This is a genomic window from Streptomyces sp. NPDC056347, from assembly GCF_042262625.1.
Classification (GTDB): Bacteria; Actinomycetota; Actinomycetes; order Streptomycetales; family Streptomycetaceae; genus Streptomyces.
In genome coordinates this window covers 1-25198 of record NZ_JBHJQP010000047.1, presented here as the reverse complement: position 1 = coordinate 25198, position 25198 = coordinate 1, and the positions used below count along the sequence as shown (strand labels likewise).

26 protein-coding genes and 1 riboswitch are annotated in these 25198 nt (G+C 72.5%); of the genes, 12 read left to right on the top strand and 14 right to left on the bottom strand.

Features of this window, described 5'->3' with window-relative positions; translation table 11 throughout:
• The first annotated feature begins 113 nt into the window (after nucleotides 1-113).
• Nucleotides 114-1118, top strand: a complete 1005-nt coding sequence (locus ACFCV8_RS13695; RefSeq protein WP_376685509.1) for a 2-hydroxyacid dehydrogenase — start codon at nucleotides 114-116, stop codon at nucleotides 1116-1118.
• Between the two features lie 22 nt (nucleotides 1119-1140).
• On the opposite strand, the gene ACFCV8_RS13690 is transcribed toward ACFCV8_RS13695, so the two are convergent.
• Together ACFCV8_RS13690 and ACFCV8_RS13685 are read right to left on the bottom strand one after the other, a co-directional pair.
• A complete protein-coding gene (locus ACFCV8_RS13690; RefSeq protein ID WP_376685508.1) occupies nucleotides 1141-3045 on the bottom strand; it encodes an anthranilate synthase family protein in 1905 nt (634 codons plus the stop codon).
• A 93-nt stretch (nucleotides 3046-3138) separates the two neighbouring features.
• A complete protein-coding gene (locus tag ACFCV8_RS13685; protein WP_078513512.1) occupies nucleotides 3139-3195 on the bottom strand; it encodes a trp operon leader peptide in 57 nt (18 codons plus the stop codon).
• Nucleotides 3196-3293: 98 nt separating this feature from the next.
• Between ACFCV8_RS13685 and ACFCV8_RS13680 the strand changes: the two genes are divergently transcribed.
• Entirely contained in the window at nucleotides 3294-4646 is a 1353-nt protein-coding gene (locus tag ACFCV8_RS13680) for a class II 3-deoxy-7-phosphoheptulonate synthase (RefSeq protein ID WP_376685507.1), read from the top strand.
• 167 nt (nucleotides 4647-4813) lie between these two features.
• The gene (locus ACFCV8_RS13675; RefSeq protein ID WP_376685506.1) at nucleotides 4814-5035 is read left to right on the top strand and encodes a bacterioferritin-associated ferredoxin; all 222 of its coding nucleotides are present in this window, start codon (nucleotides 4814-4816) and stop codon (nucleotides 5033-5035) included.
• Between the two features lie 40 nt (nucleotides 5036-5075).
• Here the strand turns inward: ACFCV8_RS13675 and bfr are convergent, their stop codons facing one another.
• Nucleotides 5076-5555, bottom strand: coding sequence for a bacterioferritin (gene bfr / locus ACFCV8_RS13670; RefSeq protein WP_376685505.1), 480 nt, complete (start codon nucleotides 5553-5555; stop codon nucleotides 5076-5078).
• Between the two features lie 154 nt (nucleotides 5556-5709).
• On the opposite strand from bfr, the gene ACFCV8_RS13665 reads away from it, so the two are divergent.
• Nucleotides 5710-6342, top strand: a complete 633-nt coding sequence (locus ACFCV8_RS13665) for a sulfite oxidase-like oxidoreductase (RefSeq protein WP_376685504.1) — start codon at nucleotides 5710-5712, stop codon at nucleotides 6340-6342.
• 39 nt (nucleotides 6343-6381) lie between these two features.
• On the opposite strand, the gene ACFCV8_RS13660 is transcribed toward ACFCV8_RS13665, so the two are convergent.
• The 6 genes from ACFCV8_RS13660 to thiO all read right to left on the bottom strand — a co-directional run bounded on the left by ACFCV8_RS13660 (nucleotide 6382) and on the right by thiO (nucleotide 12172).
• Nucleotides 6382-6990 carry a DUF4396 domain-containing protein gene (locus tag ACFCV8_RS13660; protein WP_376685503.1) on the bottom strand — a complete coding sequence of 203 codons (609 nt, stop codon included), beginning with the start codon at nucleotides 6988-6990 and terminating at the stop codon, nucleotides 6382-6384.
• 67 nt (nucleotides 6991-7057) lie between these two features.
• Nucleotides 7058-7918 carry a deoxyribonuclease IV gene (locus tag ACFCV8_RS13655; protein ID WP_376685502.1) on the bottom strand — a complete coding sequence of 287 codons (861 nt, stop codon included), beginning with the start codon at nucleotides 7916-7918 and terminating at the stop codon, nucleotides 7058-7060.
• 6 nt (nucleotides 7919-7924) lie between these two features.
• Nucleotides 7925-9841 carry a Stk1 family PASTA domain-containing Ser/Thr kinase gene (gene pknB, locus ACFCV8_RS13650; protein ID WP_376685501.1) on the bottom strand — a complete coding sequence of 639 codons (1917 nt, stop codon included), beginning with the start codon at nucleotides 9839-9841 and terminating at the stop codon, nucleotides 7925-7927.
• A 112-nt stretch (nucleotides 9842-9953) separates the two neighbouring features.
• Nucleotides 9954-10748 (bottom strand): thiazole synthase, encoded by a 795-nt coding sequence (locus ACFCV8_RS13645; RefSeq protein WP_376685500.1) that lies wholly within the window; start codon nucleotides 10746-10748, stop codon nucleotides 9954-9956.
• 3 nt (nucleotides 10749-10751) lie between these two features.
• Nucleotides 10752-10970 carry a sulfur carrier protein ThiS gene (gene thiS, locus ACFCV8_RS13640; RefSeq protein WP_376685499.1) on the bottom strand — a complete coding sequence of 73 codons (219 nt, stop codon included), beginning with the start codon at nucleotides 10968-10970 and terminating at the stop codon, nucleotides 10752-10754.
• On the bottom strand, nucleotides 10967-12172 hold the full coding sequence (thiO, locus tag ACFCV8_RS13635; RefSeq protein ID WP_376685498.1) for a glycine oxidase ThiO: 1206 nt from the start codon (nucleotides 12170-12172) through the stop codon (nucleotides 10967-10969). The genes thiS and thiO overlap by 4 nt, the downstream gene beginning before the upstream one ends.
• A riboswitch (TPP riboswitch) is annotated at nucleotides 12170-12281 on the bottom strand. (Overlaps the previous gene by 3 nt.)
• Nucleotides 12282-12374: 93 nt before the next feature.
• Between thiO and ACFCV8_RS13630 the strand changes: the two genes are divergently transcribed.
• The 5 genes from ACFCV8_RS13630 (at nucleotide 12375) to ACFCV8_RS13610 (ending at nucleotide 16814) form a co-directional block, all read left to right on the top strand.
• On the top strand, nucleotides 12375-13631 hold the full coding sequence (locus tag ACFCV8_RS13630; protein WP_376685497.1) for an NAD(P)/FAD-dependent oxidoreductase: 1257 nt from the start codon (nucleotides 12375-12377) through the stop codon (nucleotides 13629-13631).
• A 67-nt stretch (nucleotides 13632-13698) separates the two neighbouring features.
• Nucleotides 13699-14064, top strand: a complete 366-nt coding sequence (locus tag ACFCV8_RS13625; protein ID WP_376685496.1) for an Rv2175c family DNA-binding protein — start codon at nucleotides 13699-13701, stop codon at nucleotides 14062-14064.
• 106 nt (nucleotides 14065-14170) lie between these two features.
• The gene (gene thiE, locus ACFCV8_RS13620) at nucleotides 14171-14824 is read left to right on the top strand and encodes a thiamine phosphate synthase (protein WP_376685495.1); all 654 of its coding nucleotides are present in this window, start codon (nucleotides 14171-14173) and stop codon (nucleotides 14822-14824) included.
• Nucleotides 14825-14922: 98 nt separating this feature from the next.
• Complete coding sequence (gene metF / locus ACFCV8_RS13615; RefSeq protein ID WP_376685494.1) at nucleotides 14923-15840, top strand: methylenetetrahydrofolate reductase [NAD(P)H]; 918 nt, start codon at nucleotides 14923-14925, stop codon at nucleotides 15838-15840.
• Between the two features lie 50 nt (nucleotides 15841-15890).
• The gene (locus tag ACFCV8_RS13610) at nucleotides 15891-16814 is read left to right on the top strand and encodes a hypothetical protein (RefSeq protein ID WP_376685493.1); all 924 of its coding nucleotides are present in this window, start codon (nucleotides 15891-15893) and stop codon (nucleotides 16812-16814) included.
• A 37-nt stretch (nucleotides 16815-16851) separates the two neighbouring features.
• Here ACFCV8_RS13610 and ACFCV8_RS13605 read toward each other — a convergent pair whose 3' ends face one another.
• The 5 genes from ACFCV8_RS13605 to ACFCV8_RS13585 all read right to left on the bottom strand — a co-directional run bounded on the left by ACFCV8_RS13605 (nucleotide 16852) and on the right by ACFCV8_RS13585 (nucleotide 22876).
• Complete coding sequence (locus ACFCV8_RS13605) at nucleotides 16852-18369, bottom strand: phytoene desaturase family protein (RefSeq protein WP_376685492.1); 1518 nt, start codon at nucleotides 18367-18369, stop codon at nucleotides 16852-16854.
• 30 nt (nucleotides 18370-18399) lie between these two features.
• A complete protein-coding gene (locus ACFCV8_RS13600) occupies nucleotides 18400-19020 on the bottom strand; it encodes a DUF4126 domain-containing protein (RefSeq protein ID WP_376685491.1) in 621 nt (206 codons plus the stop codon).
• Between the two features lie 361 nt (nucleotides 19021-19381).
• The gene (locus ACFCV8_RS13595; protein WP_376685490.1) at nucleotides 19382-19993 is read right to left on the bottom strand and encodes a TetR/AcrR family transcriptional regulator; all 612 of its coding nucleotides are present in this window, start codon (nucleotides 19991-19993) and stop codon (nucleotides 19382-19384) included.
• A 29-nt stretch (nucleotides 19994-20022) separates the two neighbouring features.
• Nucleotides 20023-22110, bottom strand: coding sequence for a YhgE/Pip family protein (locus ACFCV8_RS13590; RefSeq protein WP_376685489.1), 2088 nt, complete (start codon nucleotides 22108-22110; stop codon nucleotides 20023-20025).
• Entirely contained in the window at nucleotides 22082-22876 is a 795-nt protein-coding gene (locus ACFCV8_RS13585; protein WP_376685488.1) for an ATP-binding cassette domain-containing protein, read from the bottom strand. The genes ACFCV8_RS13590 and ACFCV8_RS13585 overlap by 29 nt, the downstream gene beginning before the upstream one ends.
• Nucleotides 22877-23042: 166 nt before the next feature.
• Between ACFCV8_RS13585 and ACFCV8_RS13580 the strand changes: the two genes are divergently transcribed.
• The 3 genes from ACFCV8_RS13580 (at nucleotide 23043) to ACFCV8_RS13570 (ending at nucleotide 25113) form a co-directional block, all read left to right on the top strand.
• Nucleotides 23043-23570: an SAV_6107 family HEPN domain-containing protein gene (locus tag ACFCV8_RS13580; protein ID WP_376685487.1), complete on the top strand. Its 528-nt coding sequence runs from the start codon at nucleotides 23043-23045 to the stop codon at nucleotides 23568-23570.
• A gap of 102 nt (nucleotides 23571-23672) precedes the next feature.
• Nucleotides 23673-24431: a class I SAM-dependent methyltransferase gene (locus tag ACFCV8_RS13575; protein ID WP_376685486.1), complete on the top strand. Its 759-nt coding sequence runs from the start codon at nucleotides 23673-23675 to the stop codon at nucleotides 24429-24431.
• A 292-nt stretch (nucleotides 24432-24723) separates the two neighbouring features.
• Nucleotides 24724-25113, top strand: coding sequence for a DUF3040 domain-containing protein (locus tag ACFCV8_RS13570; RefSeq protein WP_376685485.1), 390 nt, complete (start codon nucleotides 24724-24726; stop codon nucleotides 25111-25113).
• Nucleotides 25114-25198 lie beyond the last annotated feature (85 nt).

Here is a 25198-nt window from a genome sequence, read left to right as displayed (position 1 = left end):
CGAGCGGCGGGGCGGCCGGGCGGACCGTATATTCGCGAGGACCGGCACAGGGGCGGGGCCCGGTCCCGGCACCGGGTCCCGGACGCCGGTCCGCGCGAGCGACGGGAGAAGCCGTGGAGATCCTGGCCTTCGGTGTGCAGTCCGACGAGAAGCCGCTGATCGAGCGGGCCTTCGCGGGACAGCACGAGGTCCGCTGCCTGGACGTCTTCCTGAACAGGGACACCGCCCCCATCGCGGCGGGCTACGAGATCATCTCCACCAGCGTCAACGCCGACCTCGGGGCCAGAGTGCTCCAGACCCTCGCGGCGGGCGGCACACAGATGATCGCCCAGCGCTCCACCGGCTTCAACAACATCGACCTCGACGTCGCCGAGCGCCTCGCCCTGCGGGTCGCCCGCGTCTCCTCCTACTCGCCGTACTCCGTCGCGGAATTCGCCTGGACCCTCGCGATGGCCGTCAACCGCCGGATCATCCGCGCCGCGAGCCGCACCCGCGACTTCGACTTCCGGCTCGACGGACTCCTCGGACGCGACATGCATGGCCGCACCGCGGGCGTGATCGGCACCGGGAAGATCGGCGAGGCCTTCACCCGCATCGCCCACGGCTTCGGCATGAAGCTGCTCGGCTGGGACGTCGCGGAGAACCCCGCCTGCGTCGGCCTCGGCATGACCTACGTGCCCAGGGAGCAGCTGCTCGCCGAGGCCGACCTGATCAGCCTGCACGTCCCGCTGCTCCCCGCCACCCACCACATCATCGACGCGGACGCCCTGGCCCGGATGAAGGACGACGCGATCCTGGTCAACTCCAGCCGGGGCGGGCTCATCGACAGCACCGCACTCGTCGCCGAACTGCGCGCGGGCCGCTTCCTGGGCGTCGGACTCGACGTCTACGAGGCGGAGGCCGGGCTCTTCTTCCTCGACAAGTCGCTGGAGGGCATCGACGACGACACCCTGGCCCGGCTCGTCACCTTCCCGAACGTCATCGTCACCTCCCACCAGGCGTACTACACCGAGGACGCGGTGGGCCAGATCATCGACACCACCGTGCGGAACGTCGCCGACTACCTGGCCGGCCGCCGCAGCGAGAACGTACTGGTCCCGGCGGCCCCGAAGGGCTGAGGCGCCGGGACCGCCCGCCCCCTCAGCCCGCCACCGGCAGCCCCGCCAGCAGCTCCGACACGATCCCCGCCCCGCGCAGCGTCAGCACCGACTCCGGGTGGAACTGCACCGAGGCGAACCCCGGCCCGCGCAGCGCGTGCAACTCACCGGTTGCCGCGTCCACGCTCGCCCCGATGCCGTGCGCCGCCAGCTCCGTGACCGCGTCCGCGTCGCAGCGCGCGGTGAAGCTGTTGTAGAAGCCGACCGTCTCCGGCCGCCCGAACAGGTCGATCCGGGTCTGCGCGCCCTGGTACGGGACGGTCTTGCGGACGATCTCCAGACCCAGCTCGGCCGCGATCAGCTCATGGCCCAGGCAGACCCCCAGCAGCCCGTGCCGGTGGTCCCGGACCAGTTCCGCGGCCAGGCCGCGCAGCAGCCGCATCTTCGGATCGGCGGCGTCGCCCGGATTCCCGGGCCCGGGCCCGAGCACGACGGGCCCCCGGTGCGCCCGTACCCGCTCCCGCAGCCCAGGCTCGTCGAAGCGGCACACCGACACGTCCAGGCCCGAGGAGCGCAGCAGGTGTGCCAGCATCGCGGTGAAGGTGTCCTCGCCGTCGACCACCAGGGCCCGGCCGGACAGGTCGCGGGCGCGCTCCTGCATCCGCAGCCAGAACGGGGCGAGGCCGTCCCGCCGGGCGTCCAGCGCCGCCCGCACCCGGGGGTCGGCCGCCAGGCGGGGCCGGGACGCCTCGTCCCGCGGCCGGCCGGGGCGCACCCCGAGGGCGGCCAGCACCCCGGCCGCCTTCGCATGGGTCTCGGCGACCTCGCCGTCCGGATCGGAGTGGCGCACCAGCGTCGCCCCGACCGGCACCCGCAGCTCGCCGCCGGCCGAGATGTCGGCGGTACGGATCAGGATCGGCGAGTCCAGGCTCTGCGCGCCGTCCGGCTCCTGCCGCAGCAGCGCCAGCGCCCCCGCGTAGTAGCCGCGCCCGCCGGGCTCGTACCGCTCGATGACCCGGCAGGCGTTCTGCACCGGGGAGCCGGTGACCGTCGCCGCGAACATGGTCTCCTTCAGCACCTCCCGCACATCCAGCGAGGAACGCCCGCGCAGCTCGTACTCGGTGTGGGCGAGGTGGGCCATCTCCTTGAGCCGCGGCCCGACCACCACCCCGCCCATGTCGCCGACGGTGCACATCATCTTCAGCTCCTCGTCGACCACCATGGAGAGCTCCTCGGTCTCCTTGCGGTCGGCGAGGAAGGCCAGCAGGCTCTCCGCGGTCGGGCCCCCGGCGGGGTAGCGGTACGTCCCGCTGATCGGGTTCATCACCACCGTCCCGCCCGACATCCGCACATGCACCTCCGGACTGGCGCCGACCAGCGTCCTGGCCCCGGTGTGCACGACGAAGGTCCAGTACGCGCCGCGCTCACCGGCCAGCAGCCGCCGGAAGAGAGCCAGCGCGTCAGCCCGGCCGAAGCCGGGGATCTCGCCCCGGAAGGTCCGCCGGACGACGAAGTTCGCGCCCTCGCCCCGCCCGATCTCGTCCTCGACGACCCGCCGCACGATCCCGGCGTACTCCTCGTCCCCGACGTCGAACGCCCCGCCCTCGACCCGTACGTCCCGCACCGGCAGCTGCTCCAGCACCTCGGCGAGCGGCAGCTCGTACGTCGCGTCGGCGACCAGCACGGACAGTGGCGTCCCGTCGTCGCGTACGTCGAAACCGCGCTCGGCGATCTGCCGGAACGGGACCAGGGCGAGCGAGGGCAGCGGGCCGACCGGGAGATCGGCGAGCCGCTCGGCCTCCCGTACCCGGCCGGTCAGCACCTCGACGGTGTCGTGGTCGCGGCCGGGGGTGCGCCTGCGCAGCAGCGCGAACGGCGGGCCGTCCTCGCGCAGCAGCCCGGCGACGACGGACTCGGTGCGGTGCGGCGTGGGGGACTGGCGGGGCATGGGAGGTTCCTTCCGGTGCGGAGGAACGGCTCCCGAAAACGCGGAGAAGGCCGCCCCTCGGGCGGCCTTCGCGTGGTCTGTGCGCGCGATCGATCAGTGGGCCGCCGGATGAGCGGTCCACCACCAGTTCTGGGTCGTCTGCGCGAACATGTACGGAACCCTAACCGACACCCGCGCCGAACGAGCGCGTGTCTCAACTATTGAGCTTTCGGGAGGGTGCCGCCGCCGGACCCCGTAGTGTGGGAGTCGTGACCGTGAACGCCAATACCTCTGTCGCCGGTGGCCACACCTGGCGAGACCTTCCCGCGGCGCAGCAGCCCGAGTACCCCGATGCCGAGGCTCTGCGCGATGTACTCGCGGAACTCGCGTCGTATCCGCCGCTCGTCTTCGCGGGCGAGTGCGATCAGCTGCGTGCCCGTATGGGAGCCGTCGCCAAGGGCGAGGCGTTCCTGCTCCAGGGCGGTGACTGTGCCGAGGCCTTCGACGGCGTGTCGGCCGACCACATCCGCGCCAAGCTGAAGACGCTGCTCCAGATGAGCGCCGTGCTGACGTACGCGGCCTCCGTGCCCGTCGTCAAGGTGGGCCGGATCGCCGGGCAGTACTCCAAGCCGCGCTCCAAGTCCACCGAGACCCGTGACGGCGTCACCCTGCCGACCTACCGCGGCGACTCCGTCAACGGCTTCGCCTTCACCGAGGAGGCCCGGGTCCCGGACCCGGAGCGGCTGAAGCGGATGTACCACGCGTCCGCCTCCACGCTGAACCTGGTCCGTGCCTTCACCACCGGTGGTTACGCCGACCTGCGCCAGGTGCACGCCTGGAACCAGGACTTCGTGAAGTCGTCCCCGTCCGGCCAGCGCTACGAGGCGCTCGCCCGCGAGATCGACAACGCGCTGAACTTCATGAAGGCGTGCGGGACGGACCCGGCCGAGTTCAAGGCGGTCGAGTTCTTCGCCTCGCACGAGGGCCTGCTGCTGGACTACGAGTCGGCGCTGACCCGTACCGACTCGCGCACCGGCGAGCTGTACGACACCTCCGGCCACATGGTCTGGATCGGTGAGCGCACCCGCCAGATGGACGGCGCGCACATCGAGTTCGCCTCGAAGATCCGCAACCCCATCGGGATCAAGCTCGGCCCGACGACCACGGTCGAGGAGGCACTCGGTTACGTCGAGCGCCTCGACCCGGACCGCGAGCCCGGCCGGCTGACCTTCATCGTCCGGATGGGCGCCGACAAGGTCCGTGACAAGCTCCCGACCCTGGTCGAGAAGGTCACCGCCTCCGGCGCCACCGTGGCCTGGGTGACCGACCCGATGCACGGCAACACCTTCGAGGCCGCCTCCGGCCACAAGACGCGCCGCTTCGACGACGTCCTGGACGAGGTCAAGGGCTTCTTCGAGGTGCACAAGGCCCTCGGCACGCACCCCGGCGGCATCCACGTCGAGCTCACCGGCGACGACGTCACCGAGTGCGTCGGCGGCGGGCACGAGATCTTCGTGGACGACCTGCACCAGCGCTACGAGACGGCCTGCGACCCGCGGCTCAACCGCAGCCAGTCCCTCGACCTGGCCTTCCTGGTCGCCGAGATGTACCGGGACCAGTAAGCGGTACGCGCACGACGCACGACTGTGGGGCACGGATCGATGTGATCCGTGCCCCACAGGGCGTCCGGAGGCTTTCGGCACGTTTCGGCGCCGGGTAAGGTTAGGTATGCCTCACCGACAGACGGGGTGGCAGAGAACGACCGATCCCGCCCGGGAGGTGAATCCGCGTGTACGTCTGCTCGTGCTTCGGCATCACGGAGAAGCAGGTCAAGGAGCATGCGGACGCCGGAGCCTGCACCCCCCGGCAGATCGCCTCCGTCTGCAAGGCGGGCACCGACTGCGGCGGCTGTGTCCGGGCCATCCAGGCCGTGCTCGGCCGCGGCGCGTGTCCGCGCCGCGAGCTGTTCGACCGGAAGAAGCAGGAGTCCCCGCTCTCCGACGCGGCCTGACCGGCCGGGTCGAGCCGTCCCGACCGGCCCGCCTGGCCGGTCAGCTGTCGGGCTGCTCGATCACCTGGGCGATGTACAGCGGCTCGCCGAGCTTCTCGACCAGTTCCAGCTGGGTGTCGAGGTAGTCGATGTGGTGCTCCTCGTCCTCCAGGATCGACTCGAAGATGTTCGCCGACGTGATGTCGCCCTTGCCGCGCATCAGCTCGATCCCGCGCTTGAGGCGGTCGATCGCCTCCACCTCGATCTGCCGGTCGGCCTGGAACATCTCGGTGACGGTCTGCCCCACCCGCACATGGAAGAGCCGCTGGTAGTTGGGCAGCCCGTCGAGGAAGAGGATGCGGTCCGTAAGGATCTCCGCGTGCTTCATCTCGTCGAAGGACTCGGAGCGGGTGTACTTTGCGAGCTTCGTCCAGCCGAAGTTCTCCTGCATCTTCGCGTGGAGGAAGTACTGGTTGATGGCGGTCAGTTCCGCCGTCAGCTGCTCGTTCAGGAACTCAAGGACCTCGGGGTCGCCCTGCATCGCAGAGGCTCCTTCCGACCGGTGGAATGGGCAGATTGGCCGCATCCTGTCATCGCATCCCCAACGCGTCCAGTAAGTGAGTACTTACTAGGAGTTGTCCGGATTGCCGCCAAGTTGGTCGGGACCACCCCTGCCTGTCTGTCACCATGGAGACATGGGCCAGCCGGAAAGCCGGGAACACCGCGCGTCAGAACAGGCCGGGCTTCCCCCGGGGCAGCGACTGCAGCGAGGTTGGCCGGTTACCCACTACGGGCCCGTTCCGAAGTTCAAGCCCGACCGCTGGGAGTTCCGGGTCTTCGGGGCCACCGCGGACGGTGAGAAGCACTGCTGGAACCATCAGGATTTCTCGGCGCTGCCCTTCGCCTCGGTAGTCGCCGACCTGCACTGCGTCACGAAATTCAGCATGATCGGGGCCGAATGGGGCGGTGTCCTGGCCCGTACGGTGCTGGAGCTCGCGCCGCCCGCGCCCGGCGTCACCCATGTGATGGTCTGGGCCGAGTACGGATTCAGCTCCAATCTGAGGCTCTCCGACTTCGCGTCGGAGCGAACACTTTTCGCCACCCACAAGGGAGGCGAGCTGCTCACCGCCGAGCACGGTTTTCCGCTCCGTCTGGTCGTGCCGCACCTCTACGCCTGGAAGGGCCCCAAGTGGGTCCGGGGCGTCGAGTACATGACGGCCGACCGCCGCGGCTTCTGGGAGGAGCGCGGCTACCACAACATCGGGGACCCATGGCGCGAGCAGCGGTACTCCTACCAGGAGGAGCCCGGGGAGGGCCCCGAGCTCTGACCCGCCGGCCTCGGGGTCGGGCGGCCCGTTGCGCGCCCCTCAGTGGTACTGGTGCACCACCGCGTGTCCCTTGCCCCGGCCGATCATCCACTTGTTCACCGGTGTGGTGAGGAGGAAGGCGGCGGCGAGCGAGAGCGCCAGCGTGGCCCAGAACAGCAGGTCGGCGAGGGTGGCGTCCATGGCGCCCGGCCACAGGGCGATCACGCCGTTGTCGATCAGCTCCATGACGGCGATGGACAGCGTGTCGGCGGCGAACGCGACCCGCAGTGCGGTGCCGAAGTCGACGCCCGCCTTCAGGATGGAGCGGAGCGTCAGCGTGTAGCCGAAGAAGAACGCCAGGACGATCGCGAGCACCATCGTCGCCATGTTGCCCCAGCCGAGCGCCGTGCCGATCACCATGCCGAGGACTTCGCCGATGGCGCATCCGGTGAGGCAGTGCAGCGTGGCGCGCGCGGCCATGGACCAGCTGACCTTGCCGCCGTGGCCGTGATGATGGCCGCTGTGGTGGTCGGTGTGGTCGGTGTGGGCGGCATGGCTGTCGTGGGTGGCGTGGGCGGCGTGGGCACCATGACCGGAGTGGTCAGTGTGACCGGAGTGGTCTATGTGGTCCGTGTCCGCGTGTTGCCCGTGGTTCGTTCCGTGCTCCATGCGATCCCCCATGCCGAGTAGCGGTCCCTGCCGACAGCAGGAACCGTATACCCCGGCGGGGTATTCCTCAATGGTGTGGGGCGCGCAATTCCTTCAGCCGGGCCACGTCCGCCGCGTGGCCTTCCTTGCCGCCCGGGGTCTCGATGACCAGTGGCACTCCAGCGGTCGCCGGATGCGCGAAGAGCTCGCGGAACGGCTCCTCGCCGATGTGCCCGGAGCCGATGTTCTCGTGCCGGTCCTTGTGGGCGCCGACCACGTCCTTGGAGTCATTGGCGTGGATGAGTTTCAGCCGCCCCTCGCCGACCGTGGACACCAGCAGGTCCAGGGTCTGCGCCATGCCCGCCGGACCGGCCAGATCGTGGCCCGCCGCGTAGATGTGGCAGGTGTCGAGGCAGACGCCGAGCTTGGGGTGGGCGTCGAGCGCCTCGAAGTACGGGCCGAAGTCCCAGGTCCGGGAGCAGAGCGAGAAGCCCTGTCCGGCGGTCGACTCCAGCAGCAGATCCGGGTCGTCGTCACGGGTCAGCTCGTCCAGCAGCGGCCGCAGGTACGTACGCACCTGGGCGAGGGCCTCCTCGCGCGGGCGGCCGCCGGTCGCCGAGCCGGTGTGCACCACCACGCCCAGCGCCCCGATCTCACGGGCCCGGCGCAGCGAGTGGCGCAGCGACTCCACGGACTTCTCGACGGTCGCCGCCGTGTGCGAGCCGAAGTTGATCAGGTAGGGGGCGTGGACGTACGCCGGAATCGACTCGGCGGCGCACTCGGCGCGGAACCGCTCGTCCTGGGCCGGGTCGCCGGCGGGCGTGGCCCAGCCGCGCGGGTTGGCGACGAAGACCTGGACGGCCTCCGCCCCCATCTCGCGGGCGTAGGGCAGACCGACCTTGGCGAGGCCGCCGGCCACGGGGACATGGCCGCCGACTGGGTTGCGCATGTGGATCTAGAGTCCCTTGGTCTTGATGGTGATGGTGCTGCCCTCGGCGGCCTGGTCGCCGCCCTTGACGGACTGGCTCGCGATGGTGTCGCTGAAGGACAGGAACGGACGGTCGACCTTGACCTCGAAGCCGGCCTTCTCCAGCTCGGCCGTGGCGTCGTCGAGGTCCTGGCCGGTGACGTCCGGGACGTCGATCATGCGCGGGCCTTCGGAGACCGTGAGCTCGACGGTGTCGCCCTCGGCGGCCTCGGCGCCCTCGCCGGGGGACTGCCGGGCGATGTCGCCCGCAACCTCGGGCGAGTGCACCCGGCCCGGCAGCACCTTCGCCTTCAGCCCCTCGTCGGCGAGCGTGGCGGTGGCGTCCTCGACGGAGAGTCCGGTGACATCGGGGACCTCCACCGGGGAGCCCTTGCTGAGGACGAGGGCCACGGCCGAGTCGGGGTGGCGCCCGGTGCCCGCCGCCGGGTCGGTACGGATCACGTCGCCCCGTACCGTCTCCTCGTCGAACTCCTTGGTGACCATGCCCGGCACCAGGCCGACCTTCTTCAGCTCCTGCCTGGCGTCGGCGAGCGAGAGGTTCCGCAGGTCCGGCACCTGCACGATCTCCGGGCCGCGCGAGACGACCAGCGTCACCGCGTCGTTGCCCCGGACCCGGGCGCCGGACTTCGGGTCGCTGCCGACGACCTTGCCGCGCGCCACGGTGTCGCTGTAGGCCCGCTCCACGCCCTTCAGCTCCAGACCGGCGTCGGAGAGCCGCTTCTCGGCCTCCTTCTGCGTCTGGCCGAGCAGCGAGGGCACCTGGGAGAACTGGCCGGAGTTGATGTACCAGACGCCGGTGCCGATCCCCAGCACCAGCAGCACGGCGACGACCGCGGCGAGCACGGAGCGCCGTGGTCCGCGGCCCGCCCGGCCCGGCGCCGCGGTCCGCTCCGGCGGCAGCGGCGGCGTCTCCAGCCGGCTCGTGTGGTGCGAGACCCCTTGCCCGGCCGGGATCAGCCGCGGGATCACGCTGGTGCGGTCCTCGGCGGCGTCGTGCGTCTCGGCCGTGGCCTGCGGCGGTACGGCGTCCAGCTGGGTGTCGGTGAGACCGGCGCGGGCCTCACGGGTCCGCGCGAGCAGCGCCACCGCGTCGGACGGGCGGCCCTCGGGGTCACGCGCGGTGGCGCCCGCCACCAGGGCGTCGAGCCCGGACGGAAGCCCCGGCACGGCGGCCGAGGGCGGCGGCACGGCCTCGTTGAGGTGCCGGTAGAGGACCTGGGCGGGGGTGTCGCCGCCGTGCGGTTTGGACCCGGTCAGCATCTCGTACAGGACGACGCCGCAGGCGTACACGTCGCTGCGGGTGTCGGCGGTGCCGTGCTCGATCTGCTCGGGGGCGAGGTAGGAGACCGTGCCGAGGACGGACCCGGTGGTGTCGGTGGCGGTGCCCACCGCCCGTACCAGTCCGAAGTCGGCGACCTTGACCCGGCCGTCGTCCCCTATCAGGACGTTCTCCGGCTTCATGTCGCGGTGCACGAAGCCCGCGCGGTGCGCCGCGCCGAGGGCGGCGAGGACCGGCTCCAGGATGTCCAGGGCGGCCCGCGGCTGGAGCGCGCCGCGGTCGCGCAGCACGTCGCGCAGCGTGCAGCCCGCGACGTACTCCATCGCCAGGTACACGTACTGGCCCTGGGCGCCCTGGTCGAAGACCGCGACCACGTTGGGGTGCGCGAGCCGGGCCACGGACTTGGCCTCGCGGATGAAGCGCTCGACGAACGTGGCGTCGGCCGCCAGCGTCGGGTGCATCACCTTGAGGGCGAGCACCCGGTCGAGCCGGGTGTCCATGGCCCGGTAGACCGTGGCCATGCCGCCCACGGCGATGCGGGCATCGACGCGGTAGCGGCCGTCGAGCAGCTGCCCGACGAGGGGGTCCTGGAGGGTCGTATCCACGCAAGTGAGTCTACGAGCAGCCGAGGACACCCCTCGCGGTCCGGGGCGGTCCCGGGCCCGTACTGCAGCCGAGCCGTGACAGGGACATGAAGCGCGTGCCGTTCCGCGGGAGTCAGAACGCCGGGCGCTCCGGGTCCAGCACCGCGCGCCCCTCCACCGGCGACGACGCCTCGGCGAAGTGGCGGCGCGGAATCCGGCCCGCCCGGTACGCCAGGCGTCCGCCCGCCACCGCGTGCCGCATCGCCGAGGCCATCAGCTCGGGCTCCTGGGCCCGGGTCACCGCGGACGCCAGCATCACCGCCGAGCACCCCAGCTCCATCGCGAACGCCGCGTCGGAGGCCGTCCCCGCGCCCGCGTCGAGGATCACCGGCACCCGGGCCTGCTCCACGATCAGCCGGAAGTTGTGCGGGTTGCGGATGCCGAGCCCGGAGCCGATGGGGGAGCCCAGCGGCATCACCGCGGCGCAGCCCACGTCCTGGAGACGCCGGGCCAGCACCGGGTCGTCATTGGTGTACGGCAGCACGGTGAACCCGTCGTCCACCAGGATCTCCGCCGCGTCCAGCAGCTCGATCGGATCGGGCAGCAGGGTCCGCTCGTCGGCCACCACCTCCAGCTTGATCCAGTCGGTGCCGAGGGCCTCACGGGCGAGCCGGGCGGTCAGCACGGCCTCACCGGCGGTGAAGCAGCCCGCGGTGTTCGGCAGCACCCGGATCGATAGCCGCTCCAGGACGGAGAGGACCGAGCCCTGCACCGTCGGGTCCAGGCGGCGCATCGCGACCGTGGTCAGCTCGGTGCCGGAGGCGATCAGCGAGCGTTCCAGCACGTCGAGGCTGGGCGCCCCGCCGGTGCCCATGATCAGCCGGGAGCCGAGGACGGCGGAGCCGAGGGCGAGGAGGTCGTCGGACACGGGTCAGCCCCCCTGGACCGCGGTCAGGACCTCGACCCGGTCGCCGTCGGCCAGCGCGGTGGCGGCCCATCGGCCGCGCGGTACGACGGTCTCGTTGACGGCTGCGGCGACCCCGGAGGGCGCGGCGGTCAGGGTGGCGACCAGTACGTCCAGGGTGGTGCCCGCGGAGAGCGGGCGCGGTTCGCCGTTCACGGACACGCAGAGGGACACGGGCTCGGTCATGCGGGCTGCTCCTGACGTACGGAGGAGCCGGCGGGGCTCCCGGAGGGGGCGGCGGACGGGAAGCGGTGCGGGGTGAAGGGGCGGGCCTGCTCGGGCGGCTCGCCGCCGGTGAGGACCTCCGCCATGACGTCACCGGTGAGGGGGGTGAGCAGCACCCCGTTGCGGTGGTGGCCGGTGGCGAGGTGGAGGCCGGGCAGGGCGGTCGGGCCGAGCAGCGGGGCGTTGTCGGGGGAGGCGGGGCGCAGGCCGGCCAGGGTCTCGGTGAGCGGCAGTTCGGTGATGCCGGGGACCAGCTCGTGGGCGTCCCGCAGCAGTTCGTAGACCCCGCCCGCGGTGACGGTGGTGTCCCAGCCCAGTTCCTCGCTGGTGGCGCCGACGACCAGCTCGCCGTTCTCGCGCGGTACGAGATAGACGTGGCTGCCGCGGACCACGGCCCGCACCGTCCGGCTCAGGAACGGCGCGTACCGCACGGGCACGGTCAGCCGCAGCACCTGGCCCTTCACCGGACGGACCGGCGGCACGACCTCCTCCGGCAGCCCCGGGAGGCGGCCGCTGAGGCTGCCCGCGGCCAGTACGACCTGGTCGGCCGCCAGCTCCGTACCCCCGGCGAGCACCGCCCCCGAGGCCCGGCCGCCCGACACGGCCAGCCGCGCCGCCCGCTCGCGGTGGAGGACCACCCCGGCACGCTCGCAGGCGGTCAGCAGGGCGGCGGCCAGCCGGCGTGGATCGATCTGGTGGTCGCCGTCGACCCGCAGGCCGCCCCGGACGCCCGGCGCCAGCATCGGCTCCAGTCGGCGGCACTCACGCCCGGTGAGCCACTCCGACTCCAGGCCCGAACGCCGTTGCAGGGCATGCAGATCCCGCAGATGGGCGCGGTCGTCGGAGTCCAGTGCGACGGCCAGGGTGCCGCAGGCGCGAAAGCCGGTCTCCCGCCCGCTGGCCGCCTCCAGCTCGGCCACGAAGGCCGGATAGCGGGCGGCGGAGGCGAGGTTGAGGCCGAGCAGCAGCTCCTCGCCGTAGTGGAGTTCGGTGACGGCGGCCAGCATTCCGGCCGCCACCCGGGCGGCCCCGCCGCCCGGTTCGGGGTCGGCGAGCGCCGTACGCAGACCGCGCTGCGCGGCCCGCCAGGCGGTCACCAGACCGATGATCCCGCCCCCGATGACGAGGACGTCGTATCCGCTTCCGTTCCGAGGGGAACGCATGGGCTTCCAGCCCCTCCCTTCGCCGGCATGACCCGGATCAGGTTCGTACGGTCGGAGGCCGCCAGCCTCCCTCTCAGCCCGGTGCGTCCGGGCTCCCGCGAGTGCTCTACGGGGCCACCCTAAACCCCGCCCGCGGGCGGGACGAGCGGTCGCGGGGAACCCGCCCTTTCCTGACGCATCGTCAGATGCGTAAGGTGTACGGGTGAGCGAGCAGCAGCAGTCAGAGCAGCCGGACGGGCGGGCCGGGCGCCGCGTCGTCATCGTCGGTGCGGGCATGGCCGGGGTGCAGACCGCGGTGGCCCTGCGGGAGCAGGGCTTCACCGGCCCGGTCGCGCTGATCGGCGCCGAGCCCCACCAGCCCTACGACCGGCCCCCGTTGTCCAAGGCGGTCCTGCTCGGCAAGGCCGAGGACTCCGCCTTCGACATCGACTTCGAGGCGCTGGACATCGAACTGCGCCTGGGCGTCGAGGTCACCGGCCTGCGGCCGGACGCACACGAGCTGGACACCGCCGCGGGCGCCGTCCCCTACGACGTCCTGGTGATCGCGACCGGCGCCGAACCGGTCGTCCTGCCCGGGACCGAGGGAGTCGCGGGCGTCCACCTGCTGCGCACCCTGGACGACGCGGCACGGCTGCGGCCGGTCCTCGGCGAACAGCACGACGTCGTGATCGTCGGCGCGGGCTGGATCGGTGCCGAGTTCGCGACCGCGGCCCGCGCCGCCGGGTGCGCCGTCACCGTCGTCGAGGCCGCCGGCCGGCCCCTCGCGGGCGCCCTGCCCGCCGAGGTCGCCGCCCCGATGGCCGCCTGGTACGCGGACAGCGGCGCCGAACTCCTCACCGGCACCCGGGTCGACCGCGTCGAGCCCGGCCGGGTGGTCCTCGCCGACGGCCGGGTGATCCCGGCCGGAGCGGTCGTCGTCGGCATCGGGGCCCGCCCCGCCACCGGCTGGCTGGCCGGCTCCGGCATCGAGCTCGGCCCCGACGGATCGGTGACCGCCGACGAGGCGCTGCGCACCTCGCTGCCCGATGTGTACGCGGTCGGCGACTGCGCCTCCTTCCCCTCCGCCCGCTACGGCGAGCGCCTGCTCGTCCACCACTGGGACAACGCCCTGCAGGGCCCGCGCACGGCCGCCGCCCACATCCTCGCGGCGGACGCCGGGGACGGCCCGGCGGCGCCGGCCTACGACCCGGTCCCGTACTTCTGGTCCGAGCAGTTCGACCGCTTCGTGCAGTACGCCGGCCACCACGGGGGCGCCGACACCCTGCTGTGGCGAGGCGATCCGGCCGGGCCCGCCTGGTCGGTGTGCTGGCTTCGCGGCGGCGTCCTGGTCGCGGTGCTCGCCGTCGGGCGGCCGCGCGACCTGGCGCAGGGGCGCAAGCTCATCGAGGCGGGGGCACGGCTCGACCCCGAGGCGGTGGCCGACCCCTCCGTGCCGCTGAAGTCGGCGGTCCGCCCGTAGCGCCCCGTGACCCTGAAGGGCGGAGTCCGGGTATCGGCTGTCAGTGCGGGATGGCAGGCTTGTCCCCGTGACCGAGATTGACGCAAAGATCGATGCTCTTGTCCCCGCCTGGCTCCACCTGCCCGATATCGCCGAAATGCTCGATGTCGAGGTGACGCGCGTGCGCCAGCTGGTCAAGGAGGGCCAGCTGATCGCCGTGCGCCGCGGTGAGAACCGGACGCTCCAGGTGCCTGCCGCCTTCATCGACGGCGACAAGGTGGTCAAGGGCCTCTTCGGCACCCTGACCCTCCTGAGGGACGACGGCTACAACGACGAAGAGATGCTGGAGTGGCTCTTCACCCCCGACCCGACCCTGCCGGGCACCCCTGCCCAGGCGCTGAGCGAGAATCGCGGCACGGAGGTGAAGCGCCGCGCCCAGGCGCTCGCCGTCTGACCGCCGGTCCCGCGTGAGCGGGTGAGGGGGCGGGCCACGCGGACCCGCTCCCTCGCAGCCCGTCGGCACTTCGCTCCACCACGTACTCCCAGGGGGGAACCGCACCATGTCCTCGGCACGCGCGCTGCTGTCCGACGCCCGGCTCTATCTCTGCACGGACGCCCGTCGGCGCCAGGGCGACCTCCCCGCCTTCCTCGACGCGGTCCTCGGCGCCGGCGTGGACATCGTCCAGCTCCGCGACAAGGGCATGGAGGCGGCCGAGGAGCTCGACCACCTCGCCGTCCTCGCCGACGCCTGCCGCCGCCACGGCAAGCTCCTCGCGGTGAACGACCGGGCGGACGTCGCCCATGCCATCGGGTCCGACGTGCTGCACCTGGGCCAGGGCGACCTCCCGGTGCCCGCCGCGCGCGCCGTCCTCGGCCAGGACGTGCTGATCGGCCGCTCCACGCACGCCGAGTCCGAGGTCGACGCGGCCGTCGCCCAGCCCGGCGTGGACTACTTCTGCACCGGCCCCTGCTGGCCCACCCCGACCAAGCCCGGACGGCACGCCCCCGGCCTGGACCTGGTGCGCTACGCCGCCTCGCTCGGCCAGTCGCGCCCCTGGTTCGCCATCGGCGGCATCGACGCGGGCAACCTCGACGAGGTGCTGGACGCCGGGGCCCGCCGGGTCGTCGTCGTCCGGGCGATCACCGAGGCCGCCGACCCGGCCGCGGCCACCGCCGAGCTGGCCGCACGGATCGGGGCGCGCGCCGCGATCTGATCCGGCCAGGTGTCCGAAGGATGGACAAAGTACCGGTCAATTCGGGCAATTCCCCCTGGTCCGGTCCATTGGTGGACGGCGCTGGTTAACCTGCCGGTATGGCCCTTGGCACACCATCCACCAGGACAGATCACGCGCGTACGGTGCGTGAGCTCCTCGCGACCGGCAAGCCCTCCTACTCGTTCGAGTTCTGGGCCCCCAAGACCGAGAAGGGGGAGCGGAACCTCTGGAACGCGCTGCGTCGGGTCGAGGCCGTGCGGCCGAGCTTCGTCTCCGTCACCTACGGCGCGGGCGGCTCCACCCGCGCCGGGACGGTGCGCGCCACCGAGCAGATCGCCGCCGACTCCACCCTCACCCCGGTCGCCCACCTCACGGCGGTCAACCACTCCGTCGCCGAGCTGCGCAACATGGTCGGGCAGTACGCGGACGCAGGTATCCGCAACATCCTGGCCGTGCGCGGAGACCCGCCGGGCGACCCGATGGGTGAGTGGGTCAAGCACCCGCAGGGCGTGCGGTACGCGGCCGACCTCGTCCGGCTCATCAAGGAATCCGGCGATTTCTGCGTCGGCGTCGCGGCTTTTCCCGAGATGCACCCGCGTTCGACCGACTGGGACACCGACATCCGGCATTTCGTGGACAAGTGCCGTGCCGGTGCCGATTATGCGATCACCCAGATGTTCTTCAATCCGGAAGATTATCTGCGTATGCGTGACCGGGTGGTCGCTGCGGGTTGCGAAACGCCGATCATCCCCGAGGTCATGCCGCTGACCAGCGTCAAACAGCTCGACAGATTCGCTCAGCTCAGCAACGCGTCTTTCCCTTCCGAGCTGAAAGAGAGCATCCTCGCGGCCAAGGACGATCCCGCCGCTGTACGCTCCATTGGCATCGACTTCGCAACGCGGTTCTGCGCGAGGCTGCGCTCCGAGGGTGTGCCCGGACTGCACTTCATCACGCTCAACAACTCGACGGCGACGCTCGAAATCTACGAGAATCTCGGACTGCACAAGCAGTCGTGACCGGCCGTACCCGCCGTGACCCGTGGCGGTGGCCGTAGGAGGGGGCGGGCATGGGCTGGACGGTCCTCTACATCGCGTTCGGAATCGTCGCGCTGTGGCTGCTCGGCGAGGTGCTGCTGCAGTACAAGGCACGCCTGCGCTGGCGGCTGCTCGCCTTCGGCGGTTTCGCCTGTGTGGTCCTGGGCGTGCTGATCTCGTCGATCCTGGTCATCGTCCTCGGCACGATCGCCTTCGCGGTCGGCCAGACGTACGTCACGCTCTCCTTCCGGCGCGGCTTCTCCACCGGCTGGGCCATCGGGGGCAAGCCCGGTGCGAGCCGCCGTCGCCGGGGCGGCGGCTCGCGCGAGGGCCGCGGGCCCACCCTCCAGGTCTCGGACCTGCAGGCGACCGGGGAGGGCCCGGACCCGCTGCGCCCGGACTCGCTCCACACGGACGCCACGGCGACGATGGCCGCGGTCTACGAACCCGAGCCGATGCCGGAGGACACCGGGCAGTACGGCGTCTACTCCGGCCAGCACCGCTCGCAGCCGGCCCAGGACCCGCAGCCCCAGCCGGAGCCGCAGTACGCCGCGTACGACCCGTACGCCGCCCCCTCCGCGCACGGCGCGCCCGGCCAGGACCCCTACGCGGGCCAGGACCCGCTCGCCGGTCCGTACGACTACGGCACGGCGCAGCAGTACGCCCCCTACTCCGACCCGTACGTGGGCACCGGCACCACCACCGGCGGCGCCCCGTACGACGCGTACGACAGCTTCGGCAACGGCTACGACAGCTTCGGCGGCCGGCCGGACCACACCGCCGACCCGTACGCCCAGCAGTACGCCCCCGAGACGCCGCCGGGCGGCGTCTGGGTGCCCCAGCAGCGCGAGGGCGAGAACGTCCCGCCCCTCCCGCCGGAGCAGCAGCCGCCCGCCCCGTTCCCGAACGGCTACAACAACGGCAACGGCTACGACGAACAGCAGTACCGCTACTGACGGCCCCCGGGCGGACCCGGCGGGCCCGCCCGGACGGTCACTGCGAGCCGCGGAAGCCGTCGCCCTCCACGATCAGCCCGGCGACCAGCGCCCCCGACATGCCCGCGTGGGCGAGCCCGCCGCCCGGGTGCGACCAGCCGCCCGCCGCGTACAGCCCCGGGAGCCGGGTGCGGTTGGCGGCGTGCAGATACCGGCCGTCCGCCCCGGCCAGCGCGGGCGCGGGCACCGCACCGCCCTCGGCGCCGGTTTCGGCGGCCGTCTCGGCGGGAGTGCGCACCTCGGCGTGGAGCAGCCGCTCCCGTATCCCGGGGACGGCCGCGGAGGCCGTCTCGATCAGGACGTCGGCGTACCGCTCGCGCACCGCCCGATCCGTCCAGTCGACCGGGCCGTGCGGGGCGACCGTCGCCATCAGCGTCACCGCCTCGTGGGCGTCGTCGGGGCGGGTCGAGGGGTCGTCCGGGCGCAGCACCGTCACCGTGGGCCGCTCGGCGAGCCGCCCGCCGAAGACCGCCGCGCGCTCCGCCGCGCCGTCCGGCGGATGCACCAGCGTCCGGTGCACGGCGTCCGCGGGCCGGGACCCGCGCAGCGAGAGCAGCACCAGGAACCGGCCCGGCACCACGCCCTGGCCCGGCCGGGGCTGAACCGTCACCTCGCCGTCCCGCCACAGCTCCTGACCGGGCACCAGGCCGGGCCACGGCCGGGCTCCCAGCACCACATGAGCGGCCTCGGCGACCGTTCCGTCCGCCAGCTCGACACCCGCCGCCCGGCCGTCCTTCTCGACGACCCGGACCACCTCGGCGCCGAGGACGAACTCCACCTTCCGGGCCAGACACCGCTCGTACACCGCCCGGGCCAGGGCCCGCATGCCGCCCGAGACGTACCAGCTGCCGAACGTCTCCTCCATGTACGGCAGCAGGGCGGCTGCCGCCGGGGCGTGCGCGGGGTCGAGCCCGTGGGACAGGGCGTACCCGTCGAGGAGGGCGGCCAGCCGGGGGTCGGCCAGCTCCCCGGCGCCGATCTCCGCGACCGTGCCAGCCTGCCGGGCCGGGCGCAGCAGACGGCGCTGCCGCAGCGCGGGGTAGGGATCACGGCGGAGCACCTGCCAGTCGGAGCGCAGCGGCTCCTCCAGGAGCGGGCGCCGGGAGCGGTCCCAGGCGTCGCGCGCCCGGTCCAGGAACGCCCCCCACACCGCCCCGGCCCCGCCGCCCAGCGCACCGTCGAGCGCGGCGACGAACCCGGCCCGCGAGGCGTTCGGCAGCGAGAGCGCCGTGCCGTCCGCGAACAGGTGACGGCTCGCCGGATCGACCTGGGCCATTTCGACGCAGCGCTCCAGCGGCTCCTTGCCGGTCTTCACGAACAGGTCGCGGTAGACGGCGGGCAGATGGAGCAGCGTCGGCCCCGTGTCGAAGGCGAAGCCCTCGTGGGCGTACCGGCCCACCGAACCGCCGTAGGTCCCCGACCGCTCGTACACCGTCACCCGGTGGCCTGCCACGGCGAGCCGGGCGGCCGCCGCCATCGCGCCCATCCCGGCGCCGATCACCGCAATACGTGCCATGTCAGCGACCTTAACGGGCGCCGCGGGCAGTCACTCCGTCGGCCAGTGCGAACCCGCCGTCCCGGCCATTCGTCTCTCCTCGCGCCGCTGGGCCCTGCGGCGCAGGAAGCGGCGGATCCTGGAGGCCAGGAAGGCGACGACCACGATGCCCGCCAGCAGGAGCGCCCCCGCGATCACCGCGGCCACCACCGGGTGGAATATCGCGAAGGTGACGATCCCGGCGACCCCCAGGTCCTCCGCGATGCTCACCACGACATTGCTGAACGGCTCGGGGGAGGAGTTGACCGCCATCCTGGTCCCGGCCTTCACCAGATGGCTCATCAGCGCCGTGGAACCGCCCACCGCCGCGGCCGCGATCTCGGGCAGCGAACCGCTCTCCCCGGCCAGCAGCGCGGCCACCACCGCACCGGCGACCGGCCGGACCACGGTGTGCACCGCGTCCCAGACCGAGTCCACGTACGGGATCTTGTCCGCCACCACCTCGCAGAGGAAGAGCACGGCGGCCACCACCAGGACGTCGGTGCGCTGCAGCGCACCGGGCACCTCGTCGCTCAGGCCGGTCGTGCCGAAGACGCCGAGGAGCAGGACCACCGCGTAGGCGTTGATCCCGCTGGCCCAGCCACTTGTGAACACCAGGGGAAGTACGGACACGGACGTGATCGTAACCAGAGGGTGTGACACCCGGGGAGGGCCCGTGCGCGGTCCTGAGTATCCGTACCTAGGCGACGAGATGAGTAGGTACGCGGATGGGCTCCGGCCCGTGCGGACGGAAGAGTGGAGCCCACGGAGAGAGCGCGGCTCCGGCACCGCCGGCACGGGGCGGCGGAACGGCCGCGGCGCTCCCTCCGGAACGGGGGAGTACGACGGAGGGCGCGGGGCCACGGGGGATCGGGGCCACGGGGGAAGCTCTCCGGCAGGACGAAGGGCGCCGGTCCGGCGCAGGCTCGGGGGGATCGAGCCTCACCGGACCGGCGCCCTTTCCGTGTGCCGTGCGTGTGCCGGGACCGGCGGCTCAGCGTCCGCTGACCCGGCCGTACAGCAGCAGTGACAGCGCCGAGTGCACGTCGTCGATCGAGCGCTCCGGCTGGAACGCCTGCCAGTCCAGAGCTGCCACCAGCACCATGCCGACCAGGGCGGCGGCCGTCAGCGGGATGTCGATCTCCTCGCTCAGCTCGCCCGCGGCCACCCCCTCGCGCAGCACTCCCTCGACCACGGCGACGGCCTCCTGACGCACCACCAGGAGGGTGCCCTGCCAGGCCCGGTTGGTGCGCCACAGCTCCGCGACGTACAGCTGGGTGAAGGCCGGGTAGCGGTCGATGAAGACCAGGCCGGCCCGGATCATCGCGTCCAGGGCCTCGACCCGGGTGCCGCCGCGGTCCGCGGTCTCCTCGGCCGCGGAGCGCAGCGAGGCGGTGAGCAGCCCGACGCCGTGCCGCAGCAGCTCCTCGAAGAGCTCGGTCTTGCTCTTGAAGTTGTAGTAGACCGTGCCCTTGGCCACCCCGGCGCGCTCGGCGATCTCGTCCACCGTGGTCGCCGAGAAGCCCTTCTCGGCGATGAGGGTCACGGCCGCTTCGTAGAGCTTCTGCCGGGTTGCCTGGCGACGCGTGGTGCTGCTGCTTTCCATGCCCCCGATTCTCACAGGTTCCGGCGTGCTCACAGGCTCAGCTCCGGGTGGAGCCGGTCCAGGGTCCACACCTGCTTGCGGCGCGCGGCCACCGCGGTGAGGGCGAGCGCCCCGACGGTGAAGGCCAGCAGTACGGCGCTGCCCTGCCAGACCGGGCCCAGCCCGCCGCCGGTGATCAGCCGCCGCAGCCCTTCGACGATGTAACTCATCGGCAGGTAGGGGTGGATCGCGTTGAAGAAGCCGGGGCTGGTCTGGACGGGGTACGTGCCCCCGGCCGAGGTCAGCTGGAGCATCAGCACGGCCAGGACGAGGATGCGGCCCGCGGCTCCGAACCGGGCGTTCAGCCACTGCACGATCGCCGCGAAGCAGCAGGTCACCAGGGCCAGGAAGCCCACCGTCCCGGCGGCCCGCGCCATCTCCAGGCCGAGCGCCCAGTGCAGTACGGCCATCAGGGCGCCCACCTGGAGCAGCCCGATCGCGGCCACCGGCAGCCAGCCCGCGAAGGCGATCCGCCAGGCGGAGGCCCCGGCGGCCAGCGCGCGCCGGTTGAGCGGCTGGATCAGCATGTACGCCACCATCGCGCCGACCCAGAGGGAGAGCGGGATGAAGTAGGGCGCGAAGCCGGTGCCGTAGTTGGGGGCCGCGTGCAGCGACTGGGAGGCCAGCTGCACCGGGTCGGCCATCACCTCGGTGCGGGCGTCGCGGTCCTTCTTGTCGTAGTCGGGGATCTTGCCGACGCCGTCGTTGAGCCCCTCGGCGAGGGTGGCCGAGCCGTCGCCGAGCCGGACCAGCCCGCCGTCCAGGTTGGTCGCGCCCTTCTTGAGGTTGCCCACGCCGGAGTCCAGGTTCGTGGCGCCGGTCCTGGCCGTGACCAGGCCGGTGCGCAGGTCACCGGCCCCCTTGGCGACCTTGTGGGCGCCGGTGTTGAGCGCGTTGACCTTCTTGACGGCGGACTCCAGGTCCTCGTCGAGCCGGGGGGCGTGCTCGGTCAGGTCGTCGGCCTGCCGCTGGAGGGTGGCCAGCTGGGCGCTCAGCTTCTTCAGGTCGCCGTTCTGGTTGGTGACCAGCACGTTCACGTCGACGGCGACGTCGGCGACATCGGCCGCGGTGGTCTTGGCGCGCTTCAGGGGCGTGCAGAGGGTGGCGTCGGGGTCCGGCTCGTCCACGCAGCTGGTGCGGTAGACGTCGGCCAGGTCGTCGGAGGCCGTGCGGGCGGCGGTGGCCGCGGTGGGCGCCGCCTTCACCAGCAGGTCGAGATTGTCCTGCACGGTCTGCGCGGTGTCGGAGACCAGCCGGGCGGTGTCACCGATCGACTTGCCGTTGTCCTTCAGGAACGGGCGGACGTCGGCCGCCACTCCGTTCACCTTGTCGGCGAGCTGCTGGGTGCCGTCGGCCACCTGCCGGGAGCCGGTCTCGAGGTCGCTCGCGCCCTTGTTCAGCTTCACGATCCCGCCGGCCAGCCGGTCGCTGCCGTCCTTGGCGTCCTTGAGCCCGTCCGCGAGGTCCTCCGACCCCTTCTTGGCCTTGCCGATGCCGCCCTTGAGGTCGTCGGCGCCCTTGGCGGCCTTCTCCGTCGCGCCGTGCAGATCGGAGAAGTTGATGAAGATCCGGTCGTAGAAGCTGCGCGAGGCGTTGGTCGAGGCGGCGGTGCGCACCTCGGAGAAGACCGTGCGGGAGATCTGTCCGACGATGTAGTTGTTGGCGTCGTTGGTCCGCACCTGGAGGGCGCCGGTCTCGGGGGAGCCGCCCGAACTGGACGCGATCCGCTCGCTGAAGTCCGACGGCATGGTGAGCGAGAGGTAGTACGTACCGTCCTCGACGCCCTTGCCGGCCTCGGCGGAGCTCACCTCGTGCCAGTCGAAGACCTTGGAGTCCAGCAGCTTTCCGGTGATCTCGTCACCGGCCGCGATGCGTTTGCCCTCCAGGGTGGTGCCCCTGTCGTCGTTGACCAGGGCGACGGGGATCTTGTCGAGGCGGCCGTACGGGTCCCAGAAGGACCACAGGTACAGCGCGCCGTACAGCAGGGGCAGGAGCAGCAGCGCGACCAGCGCGGCTCGCGGCAGCTTCCCCCTGCCGAAACGCTTGAGCTCAAGCGCGGCCAGTCTCGGCGAACGCATCGGCCGGTCCCTTCTCGGTCGTGGTCTCGTCGGTGCCGTCCGTGCTGCCGGTGGCGGGCGCGGTGCCGGAGGCGGAGCCGGTGCGCAGGGTGACCGCGCCCGCGGGTGCCTGGCTGCAGACGGCGAGGACGGTCGTGCCGCCGTCCGCGAGGGACCGCAGCAGCTCCCAGGCCGCGACGCGCTCGGCGTCGGAGAGCTTGAGATCGGTGTCGTCCACCGCGAGCAGCCGGGGACCGCCGATCAGCGCGAGGGCGATGGACAGCCGCAGGGCCTCCAGCCGCTCCAGATCCCGTACGGAGGTCCTTCCCCCCTTGGGCAGGGTCTCCAGGTCGAGGCCGGCGGCCTCGAGTGCCGCGTCGATCCGTTCCTGGGCGGTGGCGGCCCGCTCGGCGCGCGGGCGCAGCAGGGCGCGCAGCGCACCGCCGAAGCGGCGCTGCAGCAGGGCCCGTTCGCGCAGATGCTCGGTCACGGTGAAGGCCGGGTCGAGCTCGTTCACCCCGGGGACCTGGCCCAGCGCGGCGATGCGGCGTACGGCCGCCATCTTGCGGGGCAGACGCAGCCCGCCGACCTTCGCCTGTCCCTCGGTGAGGCGCATCCGGCCGGTGAGGGTGAGCAGCAGACAGGTGCGGCCCGAGCCGGACGGCCCCTCGATCGCCACCAGCGATCCCGGGGCGGCATCGACGTCCAGGCCGCGGAAGGCCCAGCCGCGCGGTCCTTTGAGGCCGAGGTTCTCGGCGGTGACGGATGCCCCGTGCGGGCTGTCCACAGGTCCCCCCTTGTTTTGAACTGACCAGTCAGTTCAAAAGATAGTCCGAACTTGCGAACGAAGCAAAACCGCAGGCCAGGGCCCGATTCGGGGGAATTGTCAGTGGTGCCCCTCACGATGGATGCATACGGCCACGGAGCCGTTGCACGAGACAGGAGGTTTCGTCATGGCCCACTCGTCCGCAGCCGCCGCACCCCGGCGCCGCGCCACCGGCCCTGCCCCCTCACTGACCGGTCCGGCAAGCGATGTCCACCCCGTCCCGCGCCGCGCCTCGGCGCCGCCCGCCGCCCTCGACCTTCTCGCCAAGGCCCGCGCGGGCCTCGACGAGGCCGCCGCTCTCGATGTGCCGAACGAGCGGTATGCCACCGCCCACCTCGCGGCGCTGCGCACCGCCGCCGCGGTGCTCGCCGCGCGGGGCCGCCCGGAGACGTCCCGGCGGCGCCGGGAGCGCATCCGCAGCGCCTGGGAGGTGCTCCCCGAAATAGCCCCCGAGCTGACCGAATGGAGCGCGCTGTTCGCCTCGGGCGCCCGCCGCAGGGCCCGCGCGGAAGCCGGCATCCCCGGCGCCGCCAGCCGGCGGGACGCCGACGACCTGCTGCGCGACGCCGCGATGTTCCTGCGTCTGGTCGAACGGATGCTGGTGCTCCGCCCGGTGCCCCCGCAAGCGGGCCGGGAGCGCTCCGCGGCGGGATGAGGGCGGCGGCGGTGCGAGGCAATAGGGTGGGAAGCGCTCTTACCACCTGCACTGTTCACGCTCCGCCGTCCCCGGCGGCACCGTGTCGAGGAGTCATCTGCCGTGACGGACCAGCTGCGCCCCCGCGCCTCCCTCCGTACCGCCGTGGTCTGGGAGGTCCTCAAGGACGCCCTCGACCGCCGGGTGAAGGCGACCGGCAGGGACGCCCTGGACGTCCTGGACACCGGCGGCGGCACCGGGAACTTCGCGGTGCCGGTCGCCCGCCTCGGTCACCGCGTCACCGTCGTCGACCCCAGCCCCAACGCGCTCTTCGCGCTGGAGCGCCGCGCGGCGGAGGCCGGGGTCGCCGACCGGGTCAGCGGTGTGCAGGGCGACATCCACGGCCTGTTCGAGGTGGTGGAGCGCGGCGGGTACGACGCGGTGCTGTGCCACGGCGTCCTGGAGTACGTGGAGGACCCCGCCGAGGGCGTGCGCAACGCGGTGGCGGCGCTCCGCCCGTCCGGTGCGCTCAGCCTGCTCGCCGCCGGGCTCGGCGGCGCCGTCCTGGCGCGGGCGCTGGCCGGCCACTTCACCGAGGCCCGGCGGGCGCTCGAGGACCCGGCGGGCCGCTGGGGCGCCGGTGACCCGGTGCCCCACCGCTACACCGCCGAGCAGCTCGTCGAGCTCGTCTCCGGGGCCGATGTCGAGGTCGGCGCCGTCCACGGCGTACGGGTCTTCGCCGATCTGGTGCCGGGCGTCCTGGTGGACACGGAGCCCGGGGCCATGGACGCCCTGCTCAAGCTGGAGGCCGCCGTGGCGGAGCTGCCCGCCTTCCACTCGGTCGCGACGCAGCTGCACGTCCTGGGCACGAAGCGCGCCTGACCGCGGTCCGGTTCGGGCGGTTGACCGGCCTCGGTGCGGCTGATCAGCGACGCAGCGGCAGACGGAGTACGCACCGGGCCCCCCGATCGGAGGCTTCTGCCCGTATGATCGGGGGACACCATCCGGCATGACGGATCGGACGTCGGGGAATCAACGCCTCGACAGCCGAGCCGTCGTGGCGGCCCGGACTGGCTGATGGGCACGAAGGCGGGTTTCACGGGGGCGAATCCCTGCCTATCCTGGAAGGGCCGCATACCGGCCGCCCCCCGCGGCCGACGACGAGGAGGACTCCGTGCCGCTCTCGGAGCACGAGCAGCGAATGCTCGAGCAAATGGAGCGAGCGCTGTACGCCGAAGATCCCAAGTTCGCGACAGCGCTCGAGGGAAGCGGGCTGCGTACGTACACCCGGCGACGGGTCTACCAGGCGGTCGCAGGCTTCCTGGTGGGAATCGCGCTCCTCATGGCGGGAATGGTCACCACCCTGATCTGGATCAGTGTGGTCGGATTCCTCGTCATGCTGGGCTGTGCGGTCCTCGCGGTCACAGGCTGGCGCAAGGCACCCAAGCCCGGTGAGCACCCCGCGGCGGGCGGCGGCGAGCGCGGCCGGTCCAGGCAGCGCCGTACGGTGATGAACCGCATCGAGCAGCGGTGGCAGCGCCGCCGCGACGAGCAGGGCCAGTAGGCCACCGGGCCCTCGGGGCCCGGGCAGAGACTTGGGTGAGGGGGGGGCCCGGGTTGACCGGCCCCCCCCCACCCCAGTACCGCGA